Origin of the sequence: Cohnella rhizoplanae (assembly GCF_948329515.1) — a bacterium.
GTDB classification, from domain to species: domain Bacteria; phylum Bacillota; class Bacilli; order Paenibacillales; family Paenibacillaceae; genus Cohnella; species Cohnella rhizoplanae.
This window is the reverse complement of sequence record NZ_CAOJCN010000013.1, coordinates 77,089-99,894: the sequence shown is the minus strand read 5'-3', so window position 1 is coordinate 99,894 and position 22,806 is coordinate 77,089. Positions and strand designations below refer to the sequence as shown.

The 22,806-nt window shown below is 60.6% G+C and carries 16 protein-coding genes and 2 pseudogenes; 8 read left to right on the top strand and 10 right to left on the bottom strand.

From position 1 onward, the window contains the following. Positions 1-50 precede the first annotated feature (50 nt). From mgsA to PQG80_RS18905, 3 genes and pseudogenes are all read left to right on the top strand, one after another. A pseudogene (gene mgsA / locus PQG80_RS18915) lies at positions 51-476 on the top strand (methylglyoxal synthase); the annotation flags it as partial. Positions 477-775: 299 nt separating this feature from the next. Then, a complete protein-coding gene (gene ligD / locus PQG80_RS18910) occupies positions 776-1,687 on the top strand; it encodes a non-homologous end-joining DNA ligase (protein ID WP_271752996.1) in 912 nt (303 codons plus the stop codon). Between the two features lie 205 nt (positions 1,688-1,892). Continuing rightward, positions 1,893-2,345 (top strand): helix-turn-helix domain-containing protein, encoded by a 453-nt coding sequence (locus PQG80_RS18905; RefSeq protein ID WP_271752995.1) that lies wholly within the window; start codon positions 1,893-1,895, stop codon positions 2,343-2,345. A 360-nt stretch (positions 2,346-2,705) separates the two neighbouring features. Here PQG80_RS18905 and PQG80_RS18900 read toward each other — a convergent pair whose 3' ends face one another. From PQG80_RS18900 to PQG80_RS18890, 3 genes are all read right to left on the bottom strand, one after another. Further along, a complete protein-coding gene (locus PQG80_RS18900; protein ID WP_271752994.1) occupies positions 2,706-4,256 on the bottom strand; it encodes an S-layer homology domain-containing protein in 1,551 nt (516 codons plus the stop codon). Between the two features lie 199 nt (positions 4,257-4,455). Next, complete coding sequence (locus tag PQG80_RS18895; RefSeq protein ID WP_271752993.1) at positions 4,456-7,764, bottom strand: AfsR/SARP family transcriptional regulator; 3,309 nt, start codon at positions 7,762-7,764, stop codon at positions 4,456-4,458. A 112-nt stretch (positions 7,765-7,876) separates the two neighbouring features. Next, complete coding sequence (locus PQG80_RS18890) at positions 7,877-9,355, bottom strand: Lsa family ABC-F type ribosomal protection protein (RefSeq protein WP_271752992.1); 1,479 nt, start codon at positions 9,353-9,355, stop codon at positions 7,877-7,879. 466 nt (positions 9,356-9,821) lie between these two features. Between PQG80_RS18890 and PQG80_RS18885 the strand changes: the two genes are divergently transcribed. Then, positions 9,822-11,246, top strand: a complete 1,425-nt coding sequence (locus tag PQG80_RS18885) for a glycosyltransferase family 4 protein (protein WP_271753122.1) — start codon at positions 9,822-9,824, stop codon at positions 11,244-11,246. 20 nt (positions 11,247-11,266) lie between these two features. Here PQG80_RS18885 and PQG80_RS18880 read toward each other — a convergent pair whose 3' ends face one another. Further along, the gene (locus PQG80_RS18880) at positions 11,267-11,449 is read right to left on the bottom strand and encodes a hypothetical protein (protein ID WP_271752991.1); all 183 of its coding nucleotides are present in this window, start codon (positions 11,447-11,449) and stop codon (positions 11,267-11,269) included. Between the two features lie 276 nt (positions 11,450-11,725). Between PQG80_RS18880 and PQG80_RS18875 the strand changes: the two genes are divergently transcribed. Both PQG80_RS18875 and PQG80_RS18870 read left to right on the top strand, forming a co-directional pair. Then, entirely contained in the window at positions 11,726-12,769 is a 1,044-nt protein-coding gene (locus tag PQG80_RS18875) for a glycosyltransferase (protein WP_271752990.1), read from the top strand. Between the two features lie 70 nt (positions 12,770-12,839). Further along, the gene (locus PQG80_RS18870; protein ID WP_271753119.1) at positions 12,840-14,795 is read left to right on the top strand and encodes an elongation factor G; all 1,956 of its coding nucleotides are present in this window, start codon (positions 12,840-12,842) and stop codon (positions 14,793-14,795) included. Positions 14,796-14,837: 42 nt separating this feature from the next. On the opposite strand, the gene PQG80_RS18865 is transcribed toward PQG80_RS18870, so the two are convergent. From PQG80_RS18865 to PQG80_RS18840, 6 genes and pseudogenes are all read right to left on the bottom strand, one after another. Continuing rightward, the gene (locus PQG80_RS18865) at positions 14,838-15,167 is read right to left on the bottom strand and encodes a GNAT family N-acetyltransferase (RefSeq protein ID WP_432432774.1); all 330 of its coding nucleotides are present in this window, start codon (positions 15,165-15,167) and stop codon (positions 14,838-14,840) included. A 123-nt stretch (positions 15,168-15,290) separates the two neighbouring features. Next, positions 15,291-16,028: pseudogene (locus PQG80_RS18860) on the bottom strand (MBL fold metallo-hydrolase); the annotation flags it as partial. 169 nt (positions 16,029-16,197) lie between these two features. After that, positions 16,198-16,911: an ABC transporter ATP-binding protein gene (locus tag PQG80_RS18855; protein ID WP_271752989.1), complete on the bottom strand. Its 714-nt coding sequence runs from the start codon at positions 16,909-16,911 to the stop codon at positions 16,198-16,200. Then, complete coding sequence (locus PQG80_RS18850) at positions 16,912-18,249, bottom strand: hypothetical protein (protein ID WP_271752988.1); 1,338 nt, start codon at positions 18,247-18,249, stop codon at positions 16,912-16,914. A 26-nt stretch (positions 18,250-18,275) separates the two neighbouring features. Then, the gene (locus tag PQG80_RS18845; protein WP_271752987.1) at positions 18,276-19,049 is read right to left on the bottom strand and encodes a hypothetical protein; all 774 of its coding nucleotides are present in this window, start codon (positions 19,047-19,049) and stop codon (positions 18,276-18,278) included. 50 nt (positions 19,050-19,099) lie between these two features. Then, positions 19,100-19,471 carry a GntR family transcriptional regulator gene (locus tag PQG80_RS18840; protein WP_271752986.1) on the bottom strand — a complete coding sequence of 124 codons (372 nt, stop codon included), beginning with the start codon at positions 19,469-19,471 and terminating at the stop codon, positions 19,100-19,102. A 344-nt stretch (positions 19,472-19,815) separates the two neighbouring features. Here PQG80_RS18840 and PQG80_RS18835 point away from each other — a divergent pair, with 344 nt between their 5' ends. Both PQG80_RS18835 and PQG80_RS18830 read left to right on the top strand, forming a co-directional pair. After that, positions 19,816-20,616 carry a TerC family protein gene (locus PQG80_RS18835; protein WP_271752985.1) on the top strand — a complete coding sequence of 267 codons (801 nt, stop codon included), beginning with the start codon at positions 19,816-19,818 and terminating at the stop codon, positions 20,614-20,616. 139 nt (positions 20,617-20,755) lie between these two features. Then, complete coding sequence (locus PQG80_RS18830; RefSeq protein WP_271752984.1) at positions 20,756-22,750, top strand: AraC family transcriptional regulator; 1,995 nt, start codon at positions 20,756-20,758, stop codon at positions 22,748-22,750. The last annotated feature ends 56 nt before the right edge of the window (positions 22,751-22,806 follow it).

Below are 22,806 nucleotides of genomic sequence, written 5' to 3'. Positions count from 1 at the left end.
TCGATAAATCAAATTAATGATAGTATTATGTAATAATATATAACATAAAAATGAATGCAGAGGTGATTGAGGTGAATGTCGCTTTTGTCGCGCACGATCACAAGAAGGAAGAGATGATTGCGTTCACGATCGCTTACCAGGCCTTGTTCAAACCGCATACGTTGTTCGCTACGGGCACGACGGGACGGCTCATTATGGAAAATACGGATCTGGACATCATGACCTTCAAATCGGGACCGCTGGGCGGCGACCAACAGATCGGCGCCATGGTGTCGCAGAACGAACTGGATCTGCTCGTCTTCTTCCGCGATCCGCTCGTCGCGCAGCCCCATGAACCGGATATCACCGCCTTGCTTCGACTATGCGACGTATACGGCATCCCCGTAGCGACGAATATGGCCACCGCCGAGCTGCTCGTTCATTCATTGGAACGCGGGGACTTCCACTGGCGCGACGTCATTCATCAACGCCGTCCTTCCAACATCGCCCATTTTAAAAGATCTTTTTCTTCAACCGCGAAACATGAAGCGACAGACGTGGCCGATCAAAGCCTTCCTCGCGCCGATTCGGTCTAATCCCCATCTTGCAGCCGTATGCAGACATACCTGAAAAGCCGCGCAGCTTGCGGCTTTTTTATGCTGTGCAGTTTGGCGGCGCCTTGATCAAGGTAAGTAACGATAAACGCGGGGCCCCGCTACTTGGCCACGCCTCCTTACATATTCTGGACCGCCGGGCGTAAATTATGATCAGCTTGCACCAAAAAGGAGTTTTACGGATGGAAAAGCAGCTGTACGCGATCGAAGGAAGGGAAATCGAGATCACGCATCCCGATCGCGTCGTCTGGCCCGAAGCCGGCATCGCCAAGCTGGACCTGATCCGGTATCTGATGGAGGTCGCGCCATATATGCTGCCGTATACGCGGGATCGCATGCTGATGGTGTGGCGATATCCCGACGGGATCGGCGGGAAGCGGATCGAGGAGCGTTCGATTCACGGCGCGGCGCCGGAGTGGGTCCCGCGGGTCGCGTACGGCGGCAAGGAGCGTATCCTGCTGAACGACGCCGCGACGCTGGCCTGGCTCGCGAACCGGGGCGCGGTCGAGTTCCACGTGCCGTTCGACCGATACAATCGCAAGGATGTGCCGACCGAGCTCGTATTCGACCTGGATCCGGCGGCAGGCATGCCCTTCGAAGCGGTGCGCGAGGTTGCGCTGAAGTTGAAGGAGACGCTGGACGGGCTGTCTCTCGCGAGCTTCCCCAAGACTTCCGGGGCCACGGGGCTGCAGATATTCGTGCCCATCGCGCCTAGATATACGTTCGAGGAAGCGCGGCTTATCAATACGTTCGTCGCCCGGTACATGCTGGAGCAGCTGCCGGACCGCATCACGCTCGAGCGCGTCGTGGAGAAACGTGGAGGCAAGCTCTACTTCGACTATCTGCAGCTGTGGCGGGGACGCACGATGGCCGCCGTCTACGCGGTGCGGGCGACGCCGCAGGCGACCGTGTCGACGCCGGTGACCTGGGACGAAGTGTCGGCGGGCTTCGAGCCGGCGGACTTTACGATCGCCACGATGCCGCAGCGGTTGCGGACGAAGGGAGATCTGTTCAAGGGCGTCTCATCGGAGGCGCATCGCGATGAACAGCAGATCGACGAGGTGCTGGCGTTCGTGCGGAAAAACGGGCAGTAATCCCGCGCGATCGCCGGGTCCGAGCATAGTCGGCATCAAAACGATACGGAGCAGCAGGGCGCGAGTCGGCGCTGGCTGCTCCTTTTTGCGTAGAAATGCATGGCAACCTGGCGTTGCGGGGCGGCGCAACCAGAAGGTTCTTTACTTTTGGCGCGATCGGACTCGATAATGGGGGCATATCCGCCGCGGAAAGGGTAGCTGCTGAATGGTATTCGGAGAAAAGCTGAAAACGGAACGGAAACGGAAAGGCTGGTCCCAGGAGGAGCTGGCCGAAAAGCTGTATGTCAGCCGGCAGTCGGTGTCCAAGTGGGAGAATGGCCAGAACTATCCGGGGATCGAGATCATCATCAAGGTCAGCGATCTGTTCGAGGTGACCATCGACGAATTGCTGCGAAGCGACGAGGAGTTGACGCGTAAAGTGATCAAGGATAGCAAACAGTTGGCTTACCCAAGGTTGAAGGCGGCATTCGACGTGCTGTTCCTCATCGGCATCGTTCTATTGGCGATTAAACTGGGCGTGCTCGCGCTGAACAAGCTCACGTCTCTGGAGGTGGGCCTGGTCGGCGGGCGCTTCTTCTGGAACTTTGCCTCGTTGATTCTGATGGTGGGCGGGGGGATCGGATCGGGGATATTGAAGGAGAAGTATAGGGAGGACTGATCGCGATTAATTTTGCTTGCTAATCCATCCATACTGCCCGGCATATAATGATCTTCTGGCAGAGCGGTTCGAGGGAGGACGTCAAGCTGCGGCGGCCTGCTATTAGTTGTTAAAAAGCAGTTAATTTGCGCAAATCGTCCGACGTGCGGCAGATAAGTGTTAAAAGGCAGTTATTTCTGCCTGTATGGCGCATTAAAGGCCGCCACGCTGAAAATAAATGCCTTTTAGCAACTATTCGAGACGAATCGGGGGCTTGGTGCAAAAATAACTGCCTTTCAGCAACTATTAGTCGCAGGTAGCATAAACACGAAAAACCGTCAGGGTTGGGTTCCCTAACGGTTTTTGCGTTTCTGCTTCTGCTTAGCCCAATCCTATAACAGTAGTCTCAACGCTCTCTTGCGTGATCGGTCCGTTATCGGCATCGATTAATGCGTCTGACTTGAAGGTTACGCGTACAACGTCGCCATCAGAAAGATCGTTCGTAGGAATCATCACCATAAAAGATGAAGTCATCGAATCCCATATGACGGACTCGGAGCTAATGCTCAATAGTCGGTAATTCGCGATGTCGTCCGGATTGATTTCAATTTTGTTGACCAAGTCGGTGATTGTACTAATACTTTTCGTCTCCGAGCTTAAGTCGACATCAAATTGGAGAGAGAAGAACAGATCGCCTTGGTGTATCGGTAAAAGAGATACGATATCACTATTTGGCACTGTTTCATTGTACTTGAGCTGAGCGAACCCGACGACACGTCCCTCGCCGTCCGTTGCGGCCAGTGCAATCCAAACTTTGCCATCGCTTACGTCGATATCATTTCCGGCTTCGTAGTCTATACCGCCGAAGACTGCTTCTGCATAAGGCGGTTGTATAGGTTCTACACTTGAAATTATCTGCCACTTCTCCGCACCATCAGGCATGTTATTCAATCCTGGAATCTGCGCGGTTCCTGATTGGGAGCCTTGTTCAGGCGAAGCATAATTATGAATAAAGATCAGAGAGAGCGGTTCATTCGTCGGTGATGGCGAAGGCGTCGGCTCCTGAGACGGTGTCGGAGTCGGTTCCTGGGACGGCGAAGGCGTCGGTTCCTGAGATGGCGACGGCGTCGGCTGCTGAGACGGTGTCGGAGTCGGTTCCTGAGATGGCGACGGCGTCGGCTGCTGGGACGGTGTCGGCGTCGGTTCCTGGGACGGTGTCGGAGTCGGCTCCTGAGATGGCGACGGCGTTGGCGTCGGTGTAGGCGTTGGCGTCGGAGTCGGCGTTGGCGTCGATCCCGGTGGTACGTACTGCGCCTTAGCCTCATAAGCCCCGGTGAGGAGCAGGTCGCGCGTTGCGTTCGATTTACCGCCGAATTTTCCGTCCGCGCCGTTGGACAGGAGCTTTAGCTCCAAGGCAAGCGCGACGTATCCTTTGGCCCAATCCGACACGGTATTATCGTTAACGCCCGGCGTTTTTTGCGCTTCTTCTTTTTGACCCAGCACCTTCACCAAAAACGTCGCCAACTGCTCCTTGGTGACTTTACCGGCAGGGTCGTATACACCGGAGCCGTAGCCGTCCGTAATGCCGGCCGTCTTGAGCGCTTCGATATACGGCAGCGCATAACCGTTCGCCGCATCATCTGCCTTCACGTCCTTGAAGCTGGAATTCTTCAGCATCGAGTCGACCTGCAGACCGGTAATAAGCGCGGCAACCTTGGCGAATTGGGCGCGATTCATCTCGTCCTTCAAGCCGAAGGTGGTGTCGGATACGCCATCGAAGACGCCCGCCGAGATCAGTGCGTCGAACTTGGCTTTCGTCGCCGCATCCAGATCTTTCAGGTCGGTAAAGTCGGCGGACGTTTTCGCGAACGCAGCCGCGCTCGGCAGAGACAGGGACAAAGCAAGAAACAAACCAACAGTGCGTTTTTTCATCGTGAACCGATAGGCCCCCTCTGCATTCTGTTTAAGCTGAGTCTATAGTAGCAAAGTTGACTAAACAAAATATGATACGCAGATGCGTGTCCGAAGCTGGAAATGCTTGAGCTAACAAGGGTCTCATTTAAAATGATTGCAATTCCCAGCATTTAGAAATCGTGGGTTTATTGGATTATTGGCTTAATTTGTCGTCGTTCTAGCGCAGGTTCAACAGCCGCTTGGCCTCGTCCCCCGGCTCCAGTCGGTATTCGGTGCGCAGCATTCGCTTGAGCGCGTCGTATTGCTTGAGCGCGGAGATCCGGTCCTTGCACGCCAGATACGCTTGGATGAGCCGTACGTGTACGTCTTCTCGCCAGGCGGCATGCTTGAGCGCCCTTTTCATCACGGCAATGGCGGCCGGATAATTTCCATCGCCCATATAATAATCATTGATTTGGAACAGCAGTGCCGAATATTCGTTTTCAAGACTCTTGCCGACCGGATCGGACCAAGGATAACCGTTGTCCGACAGATAAGCGCCCTTATAGAGCTTGGCTATCGCTTCGCAGCGGTCGATATTGTCGTCGGTCGGTGGCGTGCCGGAGGATGCCCAAGCCTCGAACGACAGATAATCGCAGTCCAGAACGTCGACGTCGACGCGATAAAATCCGCGGTTGTGCTGAATGACGCCTTCGATGCCGATGCTTCCGAGCGTCTTGCGGAGCAAGTGCACCGTCGTGTGCAGATTGGCGGACGTCTTGGCGGAGTCGTCGTCCCACAACGCGTCCATGATTCGATACCGGTCCACCGCCTCTCCCCGGTGATGCACCAGGTAGGCCAGTAGCTCCTCCGCTTTGGAGGTACGCCACCGGACTTCCCGGCCGTCTGGGCCACACACCTTGAATCTGCCGAAACAATTGACCTGCAGCCGTCCGACGGCAGGCGCCTTTCTTTCCGCCGCCACGCCGCCCTCCGCTGCACCGCGATCCGTCGCCGCGCCTTCTATACCGCTTCCCGCCATCGCACTGACCTTCTCGGCTCCGCTTCCCACCGTCTCGCTAACCGTCGCGGCTCCGTGATCCCCCGTCACACCGCCCTCTGCCGCGCCGCGATTCGCGGCTTCGACGACCTCGGCCTTCGCCGTCCCGCTCGCCACCCTTCTGCCAGCCTCGTCGGCCGACAGCGCCCGCAGCAACCTTAGCGCATACGCGAAGGCGCCTCCGGTTCCGCGCGATTCCATCCCGACATACGCGGCCAGGAGATCCGCCATGCCAGCGCCTTCGTCGACGAAGCTGCGGACGAAGCCCTGCGGCTCCGCGAGCCGCAAGGCCGTGTCCAGCCTGACCGTCGCTTCGTCAGTCCGCCCCAGTCCGCGCAGCGCCGCGCACTGCACGAGCAGCGCCTGGATCCGGTCCCGCAGGCGATCCTCCCTGCACAGCAGCGCATACAGCCGCTCCGCCAGATCCAGCGCTTCCGCGCCGCGCCCGCAGGCGGCCAGCACCCGGGCCAGCGACAGCTGCTCCACCGCGCTGCCGGCGGACACCTCGTCCGCGTGCGACATGCCGCATCGCTCGAGCCACCGCGCCGCCCGCGGCAGGTCGCCTTGCCGCACGAGCAGGCAGGCTTCCTCCGCTTCGATCCTGCGCATGTAGAGATCGTAGTCCGGCGAGTCGATCCGCGCCCGCAGTTGGACCAGCAGGTCCGCCGCCTCCGCCGGATGCCCCCGGGCCTGCATGATGCGCGACGCGCTCCCGTAGAGGTGCAGGAGCGTCCGAGCGACGGGCGGCGTATCGCCGCGGCCCAGCAATCGACGCACGCACGCTTCCGCTTCCTCGAGCCGGTTCCATTCGTACAGCAGCCTGCTGTGCGAGGCGTTTAGCGACAGGACGAACGGATGCGCCAGATTGCCGCCCCATGCGGCTAGCCACTTGTCCATGAAGTCGCTTGCGGCATGGTAATCGTTCAGATAGCCCAGGTGATCGTCGAATTCGTCGAGCACGTGATTGTTGTTGAACGAGACCGAGCGCAGCAGCCGCGCCTCGGGAAAGAGCCGTTCGGCGAGCTCGAAGTACGCGGATACGCCCGCCAGGTCCTTCAGCAGGTAGCAGGAGATCCCGCTCAGAAAATAAAGGTTGCCCATCGCCGCCCGCCATGCCGATTCGTCCATCGCGCCCTGCAGCGCCTCGTACCGCGCCCGCGCCTCCCCGATCTTGCGCGCGGCCGTCTCCTTCTGCCCGCTGCCGGTCAGCAGAAGCAGATAGAACATCTCTGCCATCGGCTTGCCTGCGAGACTGCCCTCCGGCAGCCGCAGCACCCAGCGGCTCAGGGTCGCGCCCCTGCTCTGGATCAGCTCGGGCAGATGCCGCTCGATCAGACGCACGGCATCCGCGTACTGCCGCCCCTCCATATAGTGCTCGCCGGCCTCCTCGATAGCGCCTTGCTCCTCGAGCCACCTCGCGGCTCTCGCATGCGCGGCCGCCCAGCCTTCGGGATCGCTGCCGGCGAACAGGCCGCGCAGGAAGTCGGAGAGCAGGTGATGGTATCGGTACCACTGCCGCTCTTCGTCCAACGGGATCAGGAACAGATTGAGCTGCTCCAGTCTCGCGAGCAGCGCGCGGCAGTCGGCCCGGCCCGTCACGGCCTCGCATAGCGCCGGATTCATCCGCGCCAGGACGGACGTCTCGAGCAGAAAAGCCTGAAGCGGCGCCTCGAGATCCCGGAACACTTCCTCCAGCAAGTAATCCGCGATCTGATGTTGTCTGCCGCTGAACTGCCTGATGAATGAGGCCGGATCGGGGCTGCGCCCAAGCGAGATGGCCGCCAGCTGCAAACCGCTGATCCACCCTTCCGTCTGGCGCACGAGCACGGACGCTTGCTCTCCCGTGAGCGACAGCTCCGTTTTACGCTCGAAGAAGACGCGTCCCTCGTCCGCATCGAACCGCAGATCGTCCGTCGTCACGCGGTGCAGCTCTTGTCTGGCGAGCAGTCTGGCCGTCGGGATCGCCGGATCGATGCGGCTCGCGACGTAGAGATGCACGGCATCGGGCAAGCGCTCGACGAAGTAGGCCCAAGAACGGTGGATCGCGGGGAGCTCGATGAATTGATAATCGTCGAGCACGATCGCGAGCTCGCCTGCCAGGCCGTACAGCTCGTTCAGCAGCGCCTTGATCGCAGGCTCCGACGACCAGGCAGGGGCCGACGCCGAAGCCGGGGCGGACGAAGGCCCTTCCTTCACGAGCGATAGGACCGCAGCGCCGAAGCCCGGCGCGACGGCTTCGACGGCCGCCGTCACGCCGCTCCAGAATGCGATCCAATCGTTGTCTTGCCGGTCCAGCGATATCCATGCCACGGGGAGCCGGGCTTCCCGCGCCCATTGGCATAGCGCCGTGGTCTTCCCGTAGCCGGATTGGCCGGACACGAGCGTCAGCTTGGCGTTCAGCCCCTCGTTCAGCTTCTGCATCAGCCTCGGCCTGGGAACGGGAGCGCTTCGAAGTCGCGGGATAGCGAGCTTGGTGCGTACGATCAATGGGGGACCCTCCGTTGCTCAGACACGTCGAGCAATCTTAATCCCCTTTAATTCGATGGACGGAGCCTGAATTCCTTCGACAAAATCCGCGTTTGCGCATCATTTTCCAACCTTACAGCTCGACGATCTTCGTCGCGATGCGCCTGCAGAACTCGCTGTCATGCTCCACGAACAGGATCGTGGGGGCGTGCTCCAGCAGCAGCTCCTCGATCTGCATGCGGGAGAGGACGTCGACGAAGTTAAGCGGTTCGTCCCAGACGTACAGATGCGCCTGCTCGCACAGGCTCCTCGCGATCAATACCTTCTTTTTCTGGCCGCCGCTGTAGGACGAGATGTCCTTTTCGAATTGCACCCTGGCAAAGTCGAACTTGCGCAGGATAGCCTTGAACAAGCTCTCGTCGATCCCATGCTCGGCCGCGTAGTCTGTCAGACTGCCCTTCAGGTGCGAGGTGTCCTGGGATACGAACGAGATTTTCAGCTGACTCCCGCGCCGAAGTGTGCCCGTATAAGTGAGCGCCTCCCCGCAGATCAGCTTGAGGACGCTCGACTTGCCCGAGCCGTTCGGCCCCGACAGCGCGATCCGGTCGCCCCGCTCGACGGCGAATCCGACATCCTCGCAGACGGCCTTCTCTCCGTAGAGAATCGACACGCCCGCCAGCTCGACGAGCCGGTCCTGATGATACGCGAGCTGCGGGATCTTCAGGCTCTCCGCGCTCTCGATGTTCTTCAGCAGCCCGGAGCGTTCCTCGATCGCCGCCTGCTGTCTGTGCTCGGCGGCCTTGGAGCGCTTCATCATCTTCGCGGCCTTGTGGCCGATGTAGCCTTTATCCGGACGCAGGCCGCCGACGCGCGTGCCGTTCTTTGTTTTCTCCACCGCGTCCGACCAGTCGCTCGTTCGCTTGGCGGCGTCCGACAGCCGCTTGATGTCCTTCTTCAGCTTGTCGTTCTCCGCCAGCTCGAATTCGTCCTCCCGCCGCTTGTTCTCCCACCAGTCGGAGAAGTTGCCTTTCTGTATATCGATATCGGCCTTGTTGATGGACAGCACGTGATCGACGCAGTTGTCGAGGAACGCCCGGTCGTGGGACACGAGGATGAAGCCGCGCTTGGACCTCAAGTAATCGCTGACCAGCTTGCGGGCGTGCACGTCGAGATGGTTGGTCGGCTCGTCGATGAGCAGGAAGCTGTTCTCCTTCAGAAAAAGGGCGGCCAGCAGCACCTTGGTCTGCTCGCCGTTCGACAGCGACTCGAAGGGGCGGTACAGCGTGTCCTCCGACACCTTGAGCAGCGAGAGCTCGCGCTTGATCTCCCACTCCGCGGCTTCCGGCACGATGCCTTCCATGACGAACAGCGTCAGGTCCTCGGGATTCGCGACGGGAAAGGGGAAGTACTCGAAGCTTACGGACGCCGAGATCTGTCCGCGGTATTCGTACTTGCCGAGCAGCAGGTTGAGAAAAGTGGTCTTGCCCCGGCCGTTCCGTCCGGTGAAGCCTAATTTCCAGTCGGTATCGATCTGGAAGCTCGCGTCTTCGAATACGTTATCGTAGCTGCCGTCGTAGGCGAACGTCAGGTTTTTCACTTGGATCAATGACATGCGGATTCCTCCCTTGGAAAAATAGAAAGAGCCGCAAGAAAGTTACTTCTCGCAGCTCGAATGGGTACAGGAAAAATCCGCCGATCCAAGGAATGGATCAGGGCCCGCCGATCGAGAGAAGAGTAACGTAACTTTCTTGCACGGCAAAGAATACAGGCGAACGAGCGCTGTCTTCCTTGGTATCGGCAAGAATAATCACATTTACTCTTCAGCTCCAATCCGGTCGATTTAACCGTATTTTAAATCATGCGCAATGGTGGAATCAACCTTTATCTCGCCGATGCCGGCAACGAAGCGGCGCAGGAGTGAGATAACGGCGCGCTGGAGAAGTTCGTCGTTTTCGTCTGGATGCCTGCCCAAGCATGACCTCTCGGTGCACATAAGATGGTTTGAACGCAGGCCGTCGTTCGTATAAAAGGGAGGGTGTGCCGTGGCCCGGATAAGGAAGCGCCGTAAGAAACGGGCGATGCTGCGCGACTCCCGCGCGAAGAGACTCGGGAAGGGCGGCAAAAAGGCGGGAGCGGGGCGGAAAGCTCGCGGGAAGGCGATCCGAGCCGCAATCAAACGAAAAGTCGGAAAACGAAGCGTCGACCGCGCCAAACCTATATATCCGGAATCGGATGCCCATTCCTATATTCCCCAGCCGAATCTGCGCCAAGCGTCGGGAGAAAGGCTAAGCATTCTGTACTTGGTCCACAGTTTCTTTCCGGAGTCCTTCACGGGTACGGAGAAGTTCGTGCTTAACATGGCTAGATCGATGCAAGACAAGGGTCATCGCGTTAAGGTGGTTACGTACAGCCCCTCATTGGCGGAAGACGGCGCGAATGCGGTGGGAGATGTCTTCTACGGCGAATACGCGTACGAAGGCGTCCCGGTGCTGGCATATCGCCATCGGACGTTCGACCCGGAATCCCGATTTGAGTTCGGAGACCCCAGCCTGCTCGCCTTTGCCGATCACGTCCTCGAACGCGAACAACCGTCCATCGTTCATATCGGGCATCCGATGAGAGCGCTCGAGTTTGCGCGATCGTCCCAGCTCCGGGGCATCCCTTACGTGATCACGTTAACGGACTACTGGACGATATGCCCCAAGTCCGTCATGCTCTACGATAACCTCCAGCCATGTTCGGGTCCCGAGGGCGGTGCCGCATGTCTGGCCCGCTGCCGGATCCCGAACGTACAAGATCGACTCGCGAGTTTGCTTCCTATTCTGGAATCGGCCAGCCTCGTGCTGTCCCCTTCCGCTTTCCTTGCTTCGATGGTCAAGAGCGTCTTCCCCGCTCTCCGTGTCGAAGTGCTGCCTCACGGATTGCGGTACGCTTCGCTGCTCCTCAATAAGAAGGTTTACGGCAAAGGATCGCCCCTTACGTTCGTATACGGCGGTTCGATCACCGAGCACAAAGGCGTACATGTGATAATTCAAGCGATGTCGTTGGTCCGTTCGCCCAGGCTACGTCTGAATCTCTACGGTACGGGCCATCCGGATTACATGAGGGCCATGCAGGAGATGGCATCCGCGGATCCGCGCATCGCCTTCCAGGGGTCTTATTCGGAGGCGGACCTGCCGCGAATCTATCAGGAAAGCGACGTTGCCGTCGTCCCTTCCGTCTGGTACGAGAATTACCCGTTCGCGCTCATCGAAGCGCTGGCATCGGGCGTTCCGGCCGTCGTCTCCGACATTGGCGGAATGGCGGAGAAGGTTCGCGACGGTACCAACGGCCTCACCTTCCGGGCCGGAAACGCCGGGGACCTGGCCCGCCAATTCAAACGTATCCTGCAGTCTCCCGCCTTACTGAACTCGCTTAAGAGAAACCTCCGACGCTCGCCAAGGAGATCCGTCGAAGACGAAGCCTATGCGTATGAAAACGTTTATTTTACTCATGCCCGTTGACTCTAGCAGTCCAGCGGGAATTACTCGAAGACGACGGAGGTGCGGCCGGCCTGCCGGCCTGCGGAGCCGAACGACTCCGCCCGGGAGACCGGTCCTCCGCCGGGCAGGTACCACGGCTTGCCGCAAGCGGACGCCGTGGCTGCCCGCTGGGGCGGGCCATAGGCGCATTCGACGATAACGGCGCCCGCGCTTGCAAAAAGCAACGACCGCTTCAAGACGCAAGCATGGACGAAGATGCGAACGTGCGCCTGTTTTAATCTCCGTTTCAAGGTTTAATTATGTAGCGTCTGTTTCTTCGAAAAACGTTCCGCTGCTTTGCGCGAAATTCCGGGCTCCGTACTACACGCTCATACATACATAACCCCCTCCGACAGGCAGCGACGAAGTCCCGATACCCGCACATGCTCGCATGCCGCCGACCCAAACCCCGGATTTCCAGCGGCGGGCTATTTCTCATTCCACTCATACGGAGGATGAACATGAAGCCAGCAGTCAGCATTATCGTGCCCGTATACAATGTCGCGTCGTATCTGCCCAGATGCCTGGACTCCCTGATCGGGCAGACGCTAAGCGATATCGAGATCATTCTGGTCGACGACGGCTCGACGGACCGTTCGGCCGAGATCCTGTCGCGCTATGCCGGCATGGACGGCAGGATCAAGGTGATTCGACAGGCTAACCAGGGACAGGGCGGCGCGCGCAACGCGGGGCTCGACGTCGCCGCCGGGACCTATGTCGGCTTCGTCGACGCGGACGACTGGGCGGAGCCCGGGATGTTCGAGACGCTGTATCAGCGCGCGCTGGAGACCGGCGCGGACCTGTGCGCGTGCGACTACAACACGGTCTACGACCGGCGGGTCGTCCCGAACGCGCTGGGACTGACCGACGAGACCGTCCATATCGCGGCGCGCGGCATCGACCGGTATTGGCTGGACAAGAAGTTCTCGGTCGTCCTGTGGAATAAGCTGTATAAGCGGAGCGTCATCCGCGACCATGCCATCCGGTTCGACGCGCACGGAGAGGTGTTCAGCGAGGACGTGCTGTTCAACCTGTTCTACCTGCTGCATACGCGCATCGTGGCCGCCGTCCCCATGGCCTTGTACAACTATTACCAGCGCCAGGGCTCCCTGACGCACAGCTTCAAGCCCGATTATCTGCAGAAGGAGCTGACGCTCGTCGAGAAATTCAGGACGTATTATGCGGCATACGAGGATCAGGCCAAGACCGAGAACATGATGGCCGGCCTCCTGTTCGACCGCGTGCTGGACAACAGCCTGCACAACCTGGAATGCCGCACGGGGCTCCGCAGGCTGCGCAGAGATCTAAAGCTGGCTAGCCGTCATCCGTTTTTCTTCGAGTGCATGCGGCGGATCGCGGGAGACAGCGGGACCTGGCTGCCGCTGCGGGGCTTCGCGCTGCTCAACAGCCGCGGTCTGTTCCTGCTGTCGGCCTGTTACTTGAAGGCGTATCGCGCCGCGTCGAGGGTGAAGAAGCGGGTGGACGGTTCAGGGATACCGGCGTGACGGAGAGGAGCGGATTGTGCTTTAATGGGACTAGCGGATACGACGCGAGGACATCTGGAAGTGGGATACGATCATGCGGAAGACCATCGGTCTGTTCGCCCACGTGGACGCGGGCAAGACCACGTTTGCCGAGCAACTGCTCTATCATACCAACAGCATCCGGTCGCGGGGCCGGGTGGATCACAAGGACGCTTATCTGGACAGCCACGAGATCGAGCGGGCGCGGGGCATCACGGTGTTCGCGGACCAGGCGGTGCTGTCGTACAAGGGCTCGACCTATTATCTGATCGACACGCCCGGGCACGTCGACTTCTCGCCGGAGATGGAGCGGGCCGTCCTGGCGATGGACTACGCGATCGTCATCGTCAGCGCGGCGGAGGGCGTGCAGGGGCATACCGAGACCGTCTGGCAGCTGCTGCGCAAGCATGGGGTCCCGACGTTCTTTTTTATTAACAAGACGGATCGGGTCGGCGCCGACGCGGAGGGCGTCCTGCAGGAGATTCGCCTTCATCTGACGGCCGACGCGGTCCCGATCGCAGGCAGCCTTGCGGACGGAGTCGTCTCCGAGCCGCTGCGCGAGCGTATGGCGGAGCGGGACGAAGCGCTGCTGGAGGCGTTCCTGGAAGGCGGGGGCGATCCGGCGTATTGGCTGAGGGCGCTGCGCGGGCTTATCCAAGGCGGCCGGCTGTTCCCGTGCGCGAGCGGCTCGGCGCTGCAGGATACCGGCGTGGCCGAGTTCCTGGAGCAGCTGCACGCGCTGACGGAAGTCGACTATGACGAGGACGCCCCGTTCGGCGGACGCGTGTACAAGATTCGCCACGATGCGAACGGCGTCCGGCTGACCTTCCTTAAGGTACTAAGCGGTACGCTGCAGGTGCGGGACGAGCTCGCCTACGAGAGCGGCGGCATCGGGTACGCGGAGAAGGCGACGCGACTGCTGGCGTTCAACGGGAGCAGGTCGCATACGGTCGATCGAGCGGCGGCGGGCGATCTGGTCGCGGTCACCGGACTATCCGCGGCCGAGGCCGGCCAGGGCCTTGGCGTCTATACGGACAAGCCGGCTTACGAGATGGTGCCGACGCTGCAGTCCAAGGCGATATTCGCCGAGTCCCTGAACGTCAAGGACGTGCTGCGGGCCTTCCGGATTCTGAATGCGGAGGACCCGTCGCTGAACGTCGTCTGGGAGGAGAGTCTGCAGGAGATTCACTTGCACGTCATGGGTTTGATTCAGCTTGAGGTTCTGGAGCAGGTCGCGAAGGAACGGTTCGGGCTCGACATCGCCTTCGGCAGTCCGGAGATCTTGTACAAGGAAACGATCCGGTCCGCGGTCACCGGGTACGGGCACTTCGAGCCGCTGCGGCACTACGCCGAGGTGCATCTGCTGCTCGAGCCGGGGGAGCGGGGCAGCGGGCTTGCGTTCGCGAGCGCCTGTCACCCCAACGACTTCAGCATAGGCAACCAGAATCTCGTGAAGGGCCATCTCTACGAGCGGGAGCATCACGGCTTGTTGACGGGCATGCCGGTCACCGACCTCAAGATCACGCTGCTGCGGGGCGCCGGGCACAACGAGCATACGCACGGGGGAGACTTCCGCGAGGCGGCCTTCCGGGCGCTTCGGCAGGGCCTGGAGAAGGCGGACAACGTGCTGCTCGAGCCTTTTTACGACTTCAAGATCAAAGTGGGAATAGACGAGATGGGCCGGGTGCTGTCCGATATCCAGCGCGCCAGCGGACGGTTCGAGCCGCCGCGCACGACGGATACGCATGCGATTATTGCCGGCAGGGTACCCGTGGCGACCTTCATGAACTACGCGACGGAGCTGGCCTCGTTCACGCACGGCCGGGGCAGCATCCGCTGCGTGTTCGGCGGGTACGACGTCTGCCACGACGCGCAGGAGGTGATCGAGCGGAAGGGCTACCGGAAGGACGCCGACCCGCTCTACACCTCCTCCTCGATCTTCTGCGCCAAGGGGAGCGGGTATACGGTGCCGTGGCAGGAGGCGGAGGCGAAGATGCATCTGCTCTGACAAAGCGGACTGCCGCGCGGCACGAGATGCCAGCATCTAACGTTACTCGCCGCGGATCTGCATCCAATGCGCGCGGTCGGTCAGCGGCTTGAAGCCGAATTGCGCGTACAGCCCCTGGGCATCCAGGGTCACGAGCAGGAAGCGTCGCAGGCCCTGGAGATCGGGGTGATTCACGATAAAGTCCACCATGCGCTTGGAGATGCCTCTGCCGCGGTATTCTTCTACGACGAATACGTCGCTCAGGTAGGCGAAGGTCGCGAGGTCGGACACGACGCGGGCGAAGCCAATGGGCTGTCCGCCGGCCTCGCCGCGGTATACCGCCACGACGAGGGCGGAGTTCGTGACCGCGCGGCGGAAGACGTCCAGCGTCATATTTTTCGCCCAATAGGTATGCTCCTGCAGGTAGCGGCAAGTATACGCGAGATCCAGCAGGTCGCGATCCGTCGACAGCACGATGTCGTCCGGGCCGGAATCGGCAGCGTTCAGCGCCAGCCATTCGCCGTCTTCCGGAATTCGCACCTGCTGCAGCAGATTCTCCGCCTGCAGCCGCTTCCGCAGCGCCTGCCGGGTGACGCGGCAGTGGTTGATCGCGTCCATGTGCACGGCGACGATGCGCACATGCGGCGCATAGCCGGCCAAGGCGACGACGTCCCCGTCGTCCATCGTAATCGGGTCTCCGGCGGCGAATCTCGCCCCGCCCGCGTTCACGACCGCGATGTCCGGACGATAGGCATCCAGCGCGTCGCGGACCTCCTCGCACCAGATCGTATCTCCCGCGATATAGAGCGTCGGCTCGCCCTCCGCCTGCAGCACGAATCCCGATACCCGGCCCATCCTGAGGCCGATCTCGCCTGTGCCGTGCCGCCCGCCGGTGCGGTGGATCCCGATGCCGCGCCAGGCTGCGGCGTCGTCGACCTGCGTGACGTCGCTGTAGCCGGACGCGCCGATCGCTTCGCCGTCGCCGGGCTGGCAGAAGACTGGCGTCGTCTTCGGCAGCGCCGCGGCAGCCGCTTCGTCCCAGTGATCCCGATGCAGATGCGTAACGAGGACGAGATCCGGCGCGAGCCACGCATCGGCGGCCTCGGGCAGCGGCACCAGCGGATTGCGCCGCTCGTCGCCGGAGTTTTGTATCGGGGGATTGGCCCCAGCTTCGCTGAACATCGGATCAACCAGTATGCGGGCGCCCGCATATTCCAGCCAGAGCGTCGCATGGCGGATTAGTCTGAATCTCATCGCGCATCTCTTCCTCTCGTGAACTGCGATTGGGCTACCCTATCGATAATAGCACGCGTCTCGCCGCCGCCATAGCGTCCGGCGATAGAGATCGGGGCGCTGACTCTCGCGGTGACATGGAATTCCGCCTATCGTTAGAGGGGATCAAGCGATGGTCGCGCCGGTCCGCTCACTTTTCGACCCCGCCTCCCCAAGGCTGAGAGTTGCGGGCCTCCTGCATCGCGTCGGCCAGACTTTTGCCCGCCTCCCGCAGCTCGTCGACGTAGAGATCCGCGCGGATGAGTCCCTGGTGCAGGATGATGGCGCGGTCGATGACGTTCTCGATCTCGTCGATCAGATGCGTGGAGATGAGCACCGTCTCGCCGCCCCGAAGTTCCGACATCATCTGCTTCAGGGAATCCCGCCGCGCGAAGATGTCGCTGCCCGTGAACGGTTCGTCCATGAACAGGTAGTCGGCTCGCTTAGCTAATCCCGCGCTGATTTCCAGCCTCATTTTCTGCCCTCTCGAGAAGGTCCGGATCCGCCGGCCCGCCGGCAGCTCGTACAGCCGGATCAGCCGCTCGAAGTACTCCATATCGAAGCGGGGGAAAAAGGAGGCGAGAAACCGCGCGTACTCCGGCGGCGTCATGCCCGGCATAAAGCTGCCTTCCTCCGTAATGAACGCGATGCGCGCGTACTGCGACTGTATCGGCTGCCCCTCGATCGTGATCTCGCCGTTCTGCAGCTCCCCGATGCCCATGATCGACTTGAGGAGCGTCGTTTTTCCGCTGCCGTTCACGCCAAGGATGCCCACGACCTCGCCCTTGTTGATCGTCAAGCCGCGGATGTAGAGCAGGGCATTGCTCGTCGGATAACGCTTATCGACGTACTTGAGCTCGATCATCTACTTGCCCCCCGTGCCACTGGGATTATCCGGTTCAATTGAGACGTTGGCGAAGGTTCGCATGTCCGTCTCGCTGTAGCCATAACCGGGCTGCCCTTCCCGCGCGTTGAGCGTATGGATCCGGTCCTCGTTCATGTCGGTGATTAGTTCGCCCTTGTAGATGAGCTGCGAGGGTTCGAAGACGTAGAGATACAGACGATTCTGGTTCCGCACTCGGCGGATGGCCCGCGCCGGATCCGACTCCGGCCCGGCCGCTTGCCCCTGCCAGGACTTCACGACGTATAGCTTGCCGTTCAGGTATTGCATATCGGAGACGTAGCCCAGGGTTCTGGATTCGCCTTCGTCCAGCGAGAGCTCGAACCGCTGCACGAGCTTTACGCCGCCGGCGAAGTCCAGGACGAGTACGGTCGTCGGCGCCCGCGCCTCCTCGCCCGCCGCGCTGCGCCGGAAGCTGACGATCAGCCTGTCGCCGCTCTCGTCGGCATACGACTCATAGGGTTCGTAGTGAGCGCTCGCGGCAGCAGGGTCGCTTGGCCTGCCGACGGGATAGAAGTCCGGCACGGATACCTCCCCTAGCACCCGTCCGCTGACGGAATCGTAGCCCTGAACGACGAGCGCATGGTTCTGTACGGTGAGCAGCGCCAGCCTGTCGCCCACGGCTTTCATGCCGAGCACTTCGATACCGTTACCGCCCGCCTTGTTCGCCCCCAGCGGGATGTCCGCGACCTTGCGAGGGGCATAATCCTGTTTATCCACAAACGGACCGAGTCCCCACTCGTAAAACTTTAATTCGTAGATTCCGCTGGTGCCCGTGAAGTAGGAGGAGACGGGCGGCGTGTAATAGACGCGGTCTCCGATCTTCGCCAGACCGTACTCTGCGCTGTTGGCCATCCTCACGGCATTGGCATCGGCCTCGGGACCGTGGTAGGCGATCGGCGGATTCAGCTCCGTCTCCCGGACCGCGATAGGGTCGTTGTCCTTCCACTGCCAGGCCAAGATATGGTAGGAAACGCTTCGATTATCGAAGCTGTATGTGATCTCGTCCCCCGTTTGATTCGCACCGCCGAAGGGATAGCGATTCGGATCCTTGGGCTGCTCGAAGATCTTCGTCTTGGTGCCAAGTATGCCCTCCGCGATGCGGAATGCCGTCCGGTAGTACCCGTCCGTCAGCTCGCCGCCGATCTCGACGTCGCGGAGCGCTTCCCTACTGCCGGCGAGGTCCTTGAGCTCGAAGCGCGCTTTTTCCTTGCTTCCATAGGTAGAAAACGCGAAGGCCAGAATGATGCAAACGGCAGTCGCCGCGATGGGGATGGCGGCGTGCTTTTTCAGACGATTCATGCGCGCCCTCGCGTTCCCGAGCCGACTCATGCGATCGCACCCTTTTTGACGATGCGAAGACTCTGCCGTACGAAGACTGCGCTAAGCGCGAAGAGCAAGCAACTGCTGTACAGCAGGCTTATGTCTCCTAATATGTGCTCATTCTCTCCTAAGCGGTAAGCCACGACACGGAACGCAATCCACGCGGCAAACGCAATCGCGGCGAATCCGAAGTACTCGCGGCTACGCTCGCTGAGCGCGCCGAAGTAGAGGCCTGTCGTCGTCACGGCGAACAGGGCGAGCGTGGACACGATCCGGGCGAGGCCGAGCGGCAGCAGCAGGCGGAAAAATTCGGAGCGGATCATCGCGAGAAAAAAGCCGTTGTGCATGAGGAAATGCCCGCCCTCGTAGCTGCCGACCTTGGCCGCATAGAGAGCATAGCCGAGCCGGATGCCGATCAGCTGGGCGGCGAGCAGGAGAAGCAGGCAGATGGCGAAGGCGCCGAGCTTGCTCAGGTACAGCGCCTCTCGCCGGACAGGCAGCGACAAGTACGTATAGACGCTTTTGCTGCCCCAATAGTCGGCGTATACGGTAACGAGAAAATAGGCGCAGGCGAGCGCGACGAACATCCCGAACAGCAGGACGCCGCCTGCGGAGACGTATACATTCTCATACCGTTCGTTGACGGTGTAGGCGCTGTAACTCTCGAGCTGTCCGTAAAGCAGAAAAAGAGGCGCAAGAATGGCGGCGGCGCACAGCAAGGCGGCGAAAACGATCCACTTGCCGAATTCCAGATTGAGCAAACGGTACAAGCCCTTCATTTCTTCACATCCCATTGTATGATTAGCATAGTACAGAGGGGGCAAAAAAATTACTCCCAATGCTCGCTGACCAACTCCACGACCGACTTGAAAGATAGACCGATCTCCTTGGCCGACTCGACGAACGATTGAACCAGCTCCCGGTTCAACTCGTCCTCGATGCGGCGGAAAACGTCCTCGTCTACATAGACGACGCTTCCGAGCGTACTGCTCGTGCGCACGAAGCCTTCTTCCTCCATGAGCTTGAAGGCCTTCTGCACCGTATTCGGATTGATGCCGAGCTGTGCCGCGATCTCCCGCCTGGACGGCAGCCTGTCGCCGGACACTGCCTTGCGCAGCAGGATCTGCCGCTTCACGTACAGGACAGCCTGCAGATACACGGGGTCCTTATGGTTGAGCTTGAGCTCGTAAAAATTCAGCATGCGTTGTTCACCCGTCCTATGACTCACTGTATTATGGCACCCATACAGATGCGTTGTCAATTCATTCCATCCACACGGGATTAAAAAGCTTGAAACCATCTAACGTCTTCTCCGTATGTAGCATGAACACCGCAAGCCGCAACCATATATGTATCGACTCCGAAGGGGAGTAGCTGCCACAATAAAGTCGTCAATACGAGAGCGCCGCTCTCCGGCTTTATTGGCATTGCCGACGATGGCATTGTTAGCGAGACCTTTGTCCTTGAACAAGGCAGAGGTCTCTTTTGTTTTGTTCAAGGGAAGAACGGACGGCAGGCGGACGATTCGAGAAAAGGAGGATGTTCATGGACTTCGCATTGCTGATGGAATACGGATGGGTGCTGCTCGTGCTCGTCGCGCTGGAGGGGCTGCTCGCCGCCGACAATGCGCTCGTGCTGGCGATCATGGTGAAGCATCTGCCGGAGAAAGAACGGAAGAAGGCCTTATTCTACGGCCTCGCGGGCGCGTTCGTGTTCCGCTTCGCCTCATTGTTCGCGATCTCGTTTCTGGTGGACGTCTGGCAGGTGCAGGCGATCGGGGCGCTGTATCTGCTGTTTATCGCGCTTAACCACATCTTCCGCAAGGCCCTCGTCAAGAAAGGCGAGCGGGACGCGGAGCCGCATACGGGCGCGAAGCCCAAGGCCGGATTCTGGCCAACGGTCATCAAGGTGGAGATCGCGGACATCGCCTTTGCGATCGACTCCATTCTGGCGGCCGTCGCGCTCGCCGTCGCCCTGCCGGAGACGACCCTGCCTCGCATCGGCGGCATGGACGGCGGACACTTCGCCGTCATCTTCCTCGGCGGCTTCCTCGGCCTCCTGATCATGCGCTTCGCCGCCAACCTGTTCGTGAAGCTGCTGGAGAGCCGGCCGTCGCTCGAGATCGCGGCGTTCGTCATCGTCGGCTGGGTCGGCGTCAAGCTCGCGGTACACACGCTGGCGCATCCGTCGCTGCACGTCATCCCGCATCACTTCGCGGAGTCGACGGGCTGGAAGCTGACTTTCTACGTCGTGCTGGTGCTGATCGCCGTCGGCGGCTGGTTCCTGGCGGGCGGCCAAGGCAAGGGCGGCGAGACGAGCCGCATCGCGGCGTCGGCCAGGGAGTAAGGCCGCGCCGAATAAGGAGTGGGCCAAGAGCCGGGCGCGGAAGCGTCCGGCTTTTGGCGTTGTACGGCTGGGCGTACTTTACGATGATAATGATTATCAATATACTGAGGTAAACGGCAGCAAGCGGGGAGCAACGAGTATGGACATGAGGGTCGACGAGCAAATCGCGCTGTGGAATCATGCGAATGCGAGGTTGATGGACGTACGGTTGGGAACACTTGCGCGCGGGGACGCGCTTCGCGCTTACCGGCTGCCGGCCCATGCGTTCCTGTACACGATCGAAGGCAGCGGGTTGGCGAAGCTGGACGACGAGCCGCGCGAGCTCGGCAGCCACCACGTGCTCCACGGCGGCCGGGGCGCGGTGCTCGAGCTGTACCCGGCTGAGCGGCTGTCCTACTACATGGTTCTGTACAAGGCCGAACCCCTCCCGCACTATCTTCGACAGTACCGCTCGCATGCGGCGACCGGCGACCCCTTCCGATGCCACTACGGCATGCTGCCCTCATATCCGCAGGCGCTGGCGGACAATCTGGCGGCCATGCGCGAGGATTGGCTGAGCGCGGATCCGCTGAACCAGCTGCGCGCGCGGCTCCTGTTCGGCCAGTTCGTGCACGAGCTGCTGCGGCAGCTGCGGGAGCAGGGAGTCGAGCCGAGCCGTCCGGACCTGATCGCGCAGGTCGTCCGGTATATGGACGAGCATTATGCGGAGCAAGTGACGCTGTCGCGGATCGCAGAGCTGTTCGGCTGCAGCGAGAGCTACTTGACCAAGCAGTTCCGCCGCCGCCTCGGCCTCAGTCCGATCCGTTACCTGACGCAGGTTCGCATGGATCGCGCGGCGCGCATGCTCGGGCTTGCCGGCGCGTCCCTGCAGGAGATCGCGGAGCGCGTCGGCTACCCCGACGCCCACTCGCTGAGCCGCAGCTTCAAGAAGAGCTTCGGTCGCTCCCCGTCCAAGTATCTCGCAGGGCCGCCTGACGCCGTACCGGAATTGCCCGTCGCACGTACCGAATATGCCCTTGCCCCGGTCTCCCCCCGGTGCTACATTATCGTTGATAATCATTCTCACGATAGAGCAACCGGAGGGTCATCCATGTCAAGAAAGAAAAGAACGTCATCCCTGCCCGCAGCCGCGTTGCTGCTTGGCATTACCATGCTGCTGGGCGCATGCGGCAATGGCATTACAAACGCGGGTAGTTCGCTGGCAACCTCATCTCCAACCGTAACCGCATCCTCGCCGGCCGCAAGTTCGCCGGCCTCCGCGGAGAGCTCAGCCTCCGGTACCCGGACCTATGTCGATAGCCAAGGCTCCGTCACGATACCGGTCCACCCGGAACGCATCGTCGATCTGACGGGCAGCGCGATCGGCAATCTGCTAGAGCTGGGTATCAAGCCCATAGCCGCCACCGACGCATCGATGCAAAGCCCGTATCACAAAGACCAGTTGGCCGGCGTCGTCAATCTTGGCGAAGGCTCCGACTTCGAGAAGATCCTCAGCCTTCAGCCTGATCTGATCGTTGTATTCGACTACCTGGAAGCAGCCCAATACGACAAGCTGGCCGAGATCGCGCCCGTCGTGCGGCTCGCCTACGGCGCGGACAGGCCTGCGGAGCTGCTGAAAAAATTCGGCGACTTCACGGGCAGGGGGGACCAAGCTCAATCCTGGATCGACGAGTGGAATCGCAAGATCGAGCGCGTCAAGCCCCAGATCGTCGAGACGGTGGGAGACCGCACGGTATCGATTCTGCAACCGTACGCCAAAGGTATCTATGCCTGGGGAGATAAGGGCGGCCGCGGCGGGGAGATTCTGTACGGCGATCTCGGCCTCAAGGCGCCCCCGATCATTCAGCAGAAGCTGATCGACGGTCCGGAATTCGGGGCGAACCTGTCGCTCGAGCAGCTGCCCGATTACGCGGGAGATTACATTTTCACCAGCAATTGGGGATGGGACGACGGCAATCCGGAGGTCGTATACGGAAGCGCGCTGTGGAAGGGCTTGCCCGCCGTCAAGGAAGGCAGGGCTTACTTCATCGACGCCAAGGGGTCTTACTACAACGATCCGATCTCGCTCGAGGCGCAGCTGGCATTTATCGTGGAGAGTCTCCTGGGCAAGGAGGGGCTGGCGCTCCTCTCGTAAAGTCTGATCACCCTAAACGAAGCGGGCACCGGTATCCGGCGCCCGCTTCGTTTTTT

Bases quoted from the DNA above. Each gene is read 5' to 3' on its own strand.
- ligD (WP_271752996.1), top strand. From the start codon at position 776: ATGGAAAAGCAGCTGTACGCGATCGAAGGAAGGGAAATCGAGATCACG.
- PQG80_RS18905 (WP_271752995.1), top strand. From the start codon at position 1,893: ATGGTATTCGGAGAAAAGCTGAAAACGGAACGGAAACGGAAAGGCTGG.
- PQG80_RS18900 (WP_271752994.1), bottom strand. From the start codon at position 4,256: ATGAAAAAACGCACTGTTGGTTTGTTTCTTGCTTTGTCCCTGTCTCTG.
- PQG80_RS18890 (WP_271752992.1), bottom strand. From the start codon at position 9,355: ATGTCATTGATCCAAGTGAAAAACCTGACGTTCGCCTACGACGGCAGC.
- PQG80_RS18885 (WP_271753122.1), top strand. From the start codon at position 9,822: ATGCTGCGCGACTCCCGCGCGAAGAGACTCGGGAAGGGCGGCAAAAAG.
- PQG80_RS18875 (WP_271752990.1), top strand. From the start codon at position 11,726: ATGAAGCCAGCAGTCAGCATTATCGTGCCCGTATACAATGTCGCGTCG.
- PQG80_RS18865 (WP_432432774.1), bottom strand. From the start codon at position 15,167: ATGACGCTGGACGTCTTCCGCCGCGCGGTCACGAACTCCGCCCTCGTC.
- PQG80_RS18855 (WP_271752989.1), bottom strand. From the start codon at position 16,911: ATGATCGAGCTCAAGTACGTCGATAAGCGTTATCCGACGAGCAATGCC.
- PQG80_RS18850 (WP_271752988.1), bottom strand. From the start codon at position 18,249: ATGAATCGTCTGAAAAAGCACGCCGCCATCCCCATCGCGGCGACTGCC.
- PQG80_RS18845 (WP_271752987.1), bottom strand. From the start codon at position 19,049: ATGAAGGGCTTGTACCGTTTGCTCAATCTGGAATTCGGCAAGTGGATC.
- PQG80_RS18840 (WP_271752986.1), bottom strand. From the start codon at position 19,471: ATGCTGAATTTTTACGAGCTCAAGCTCAACCATAAGGACCCCGTGTAT.
- PQG80_RS18835 (WP_271752985.1), top strand. From the start codon at position 19,816: ATGGACTTCGCATTGCTGATGGAATACGGATGGGTGCTGCTCGTGCTC.
- PQG80_RS18830 (WP_271752984.1), top strand. From the start codon at position 20,756: ATGGACATGAGGGTCGACGAGCAAATCGCGCTGTGGAATCATGCGAAT.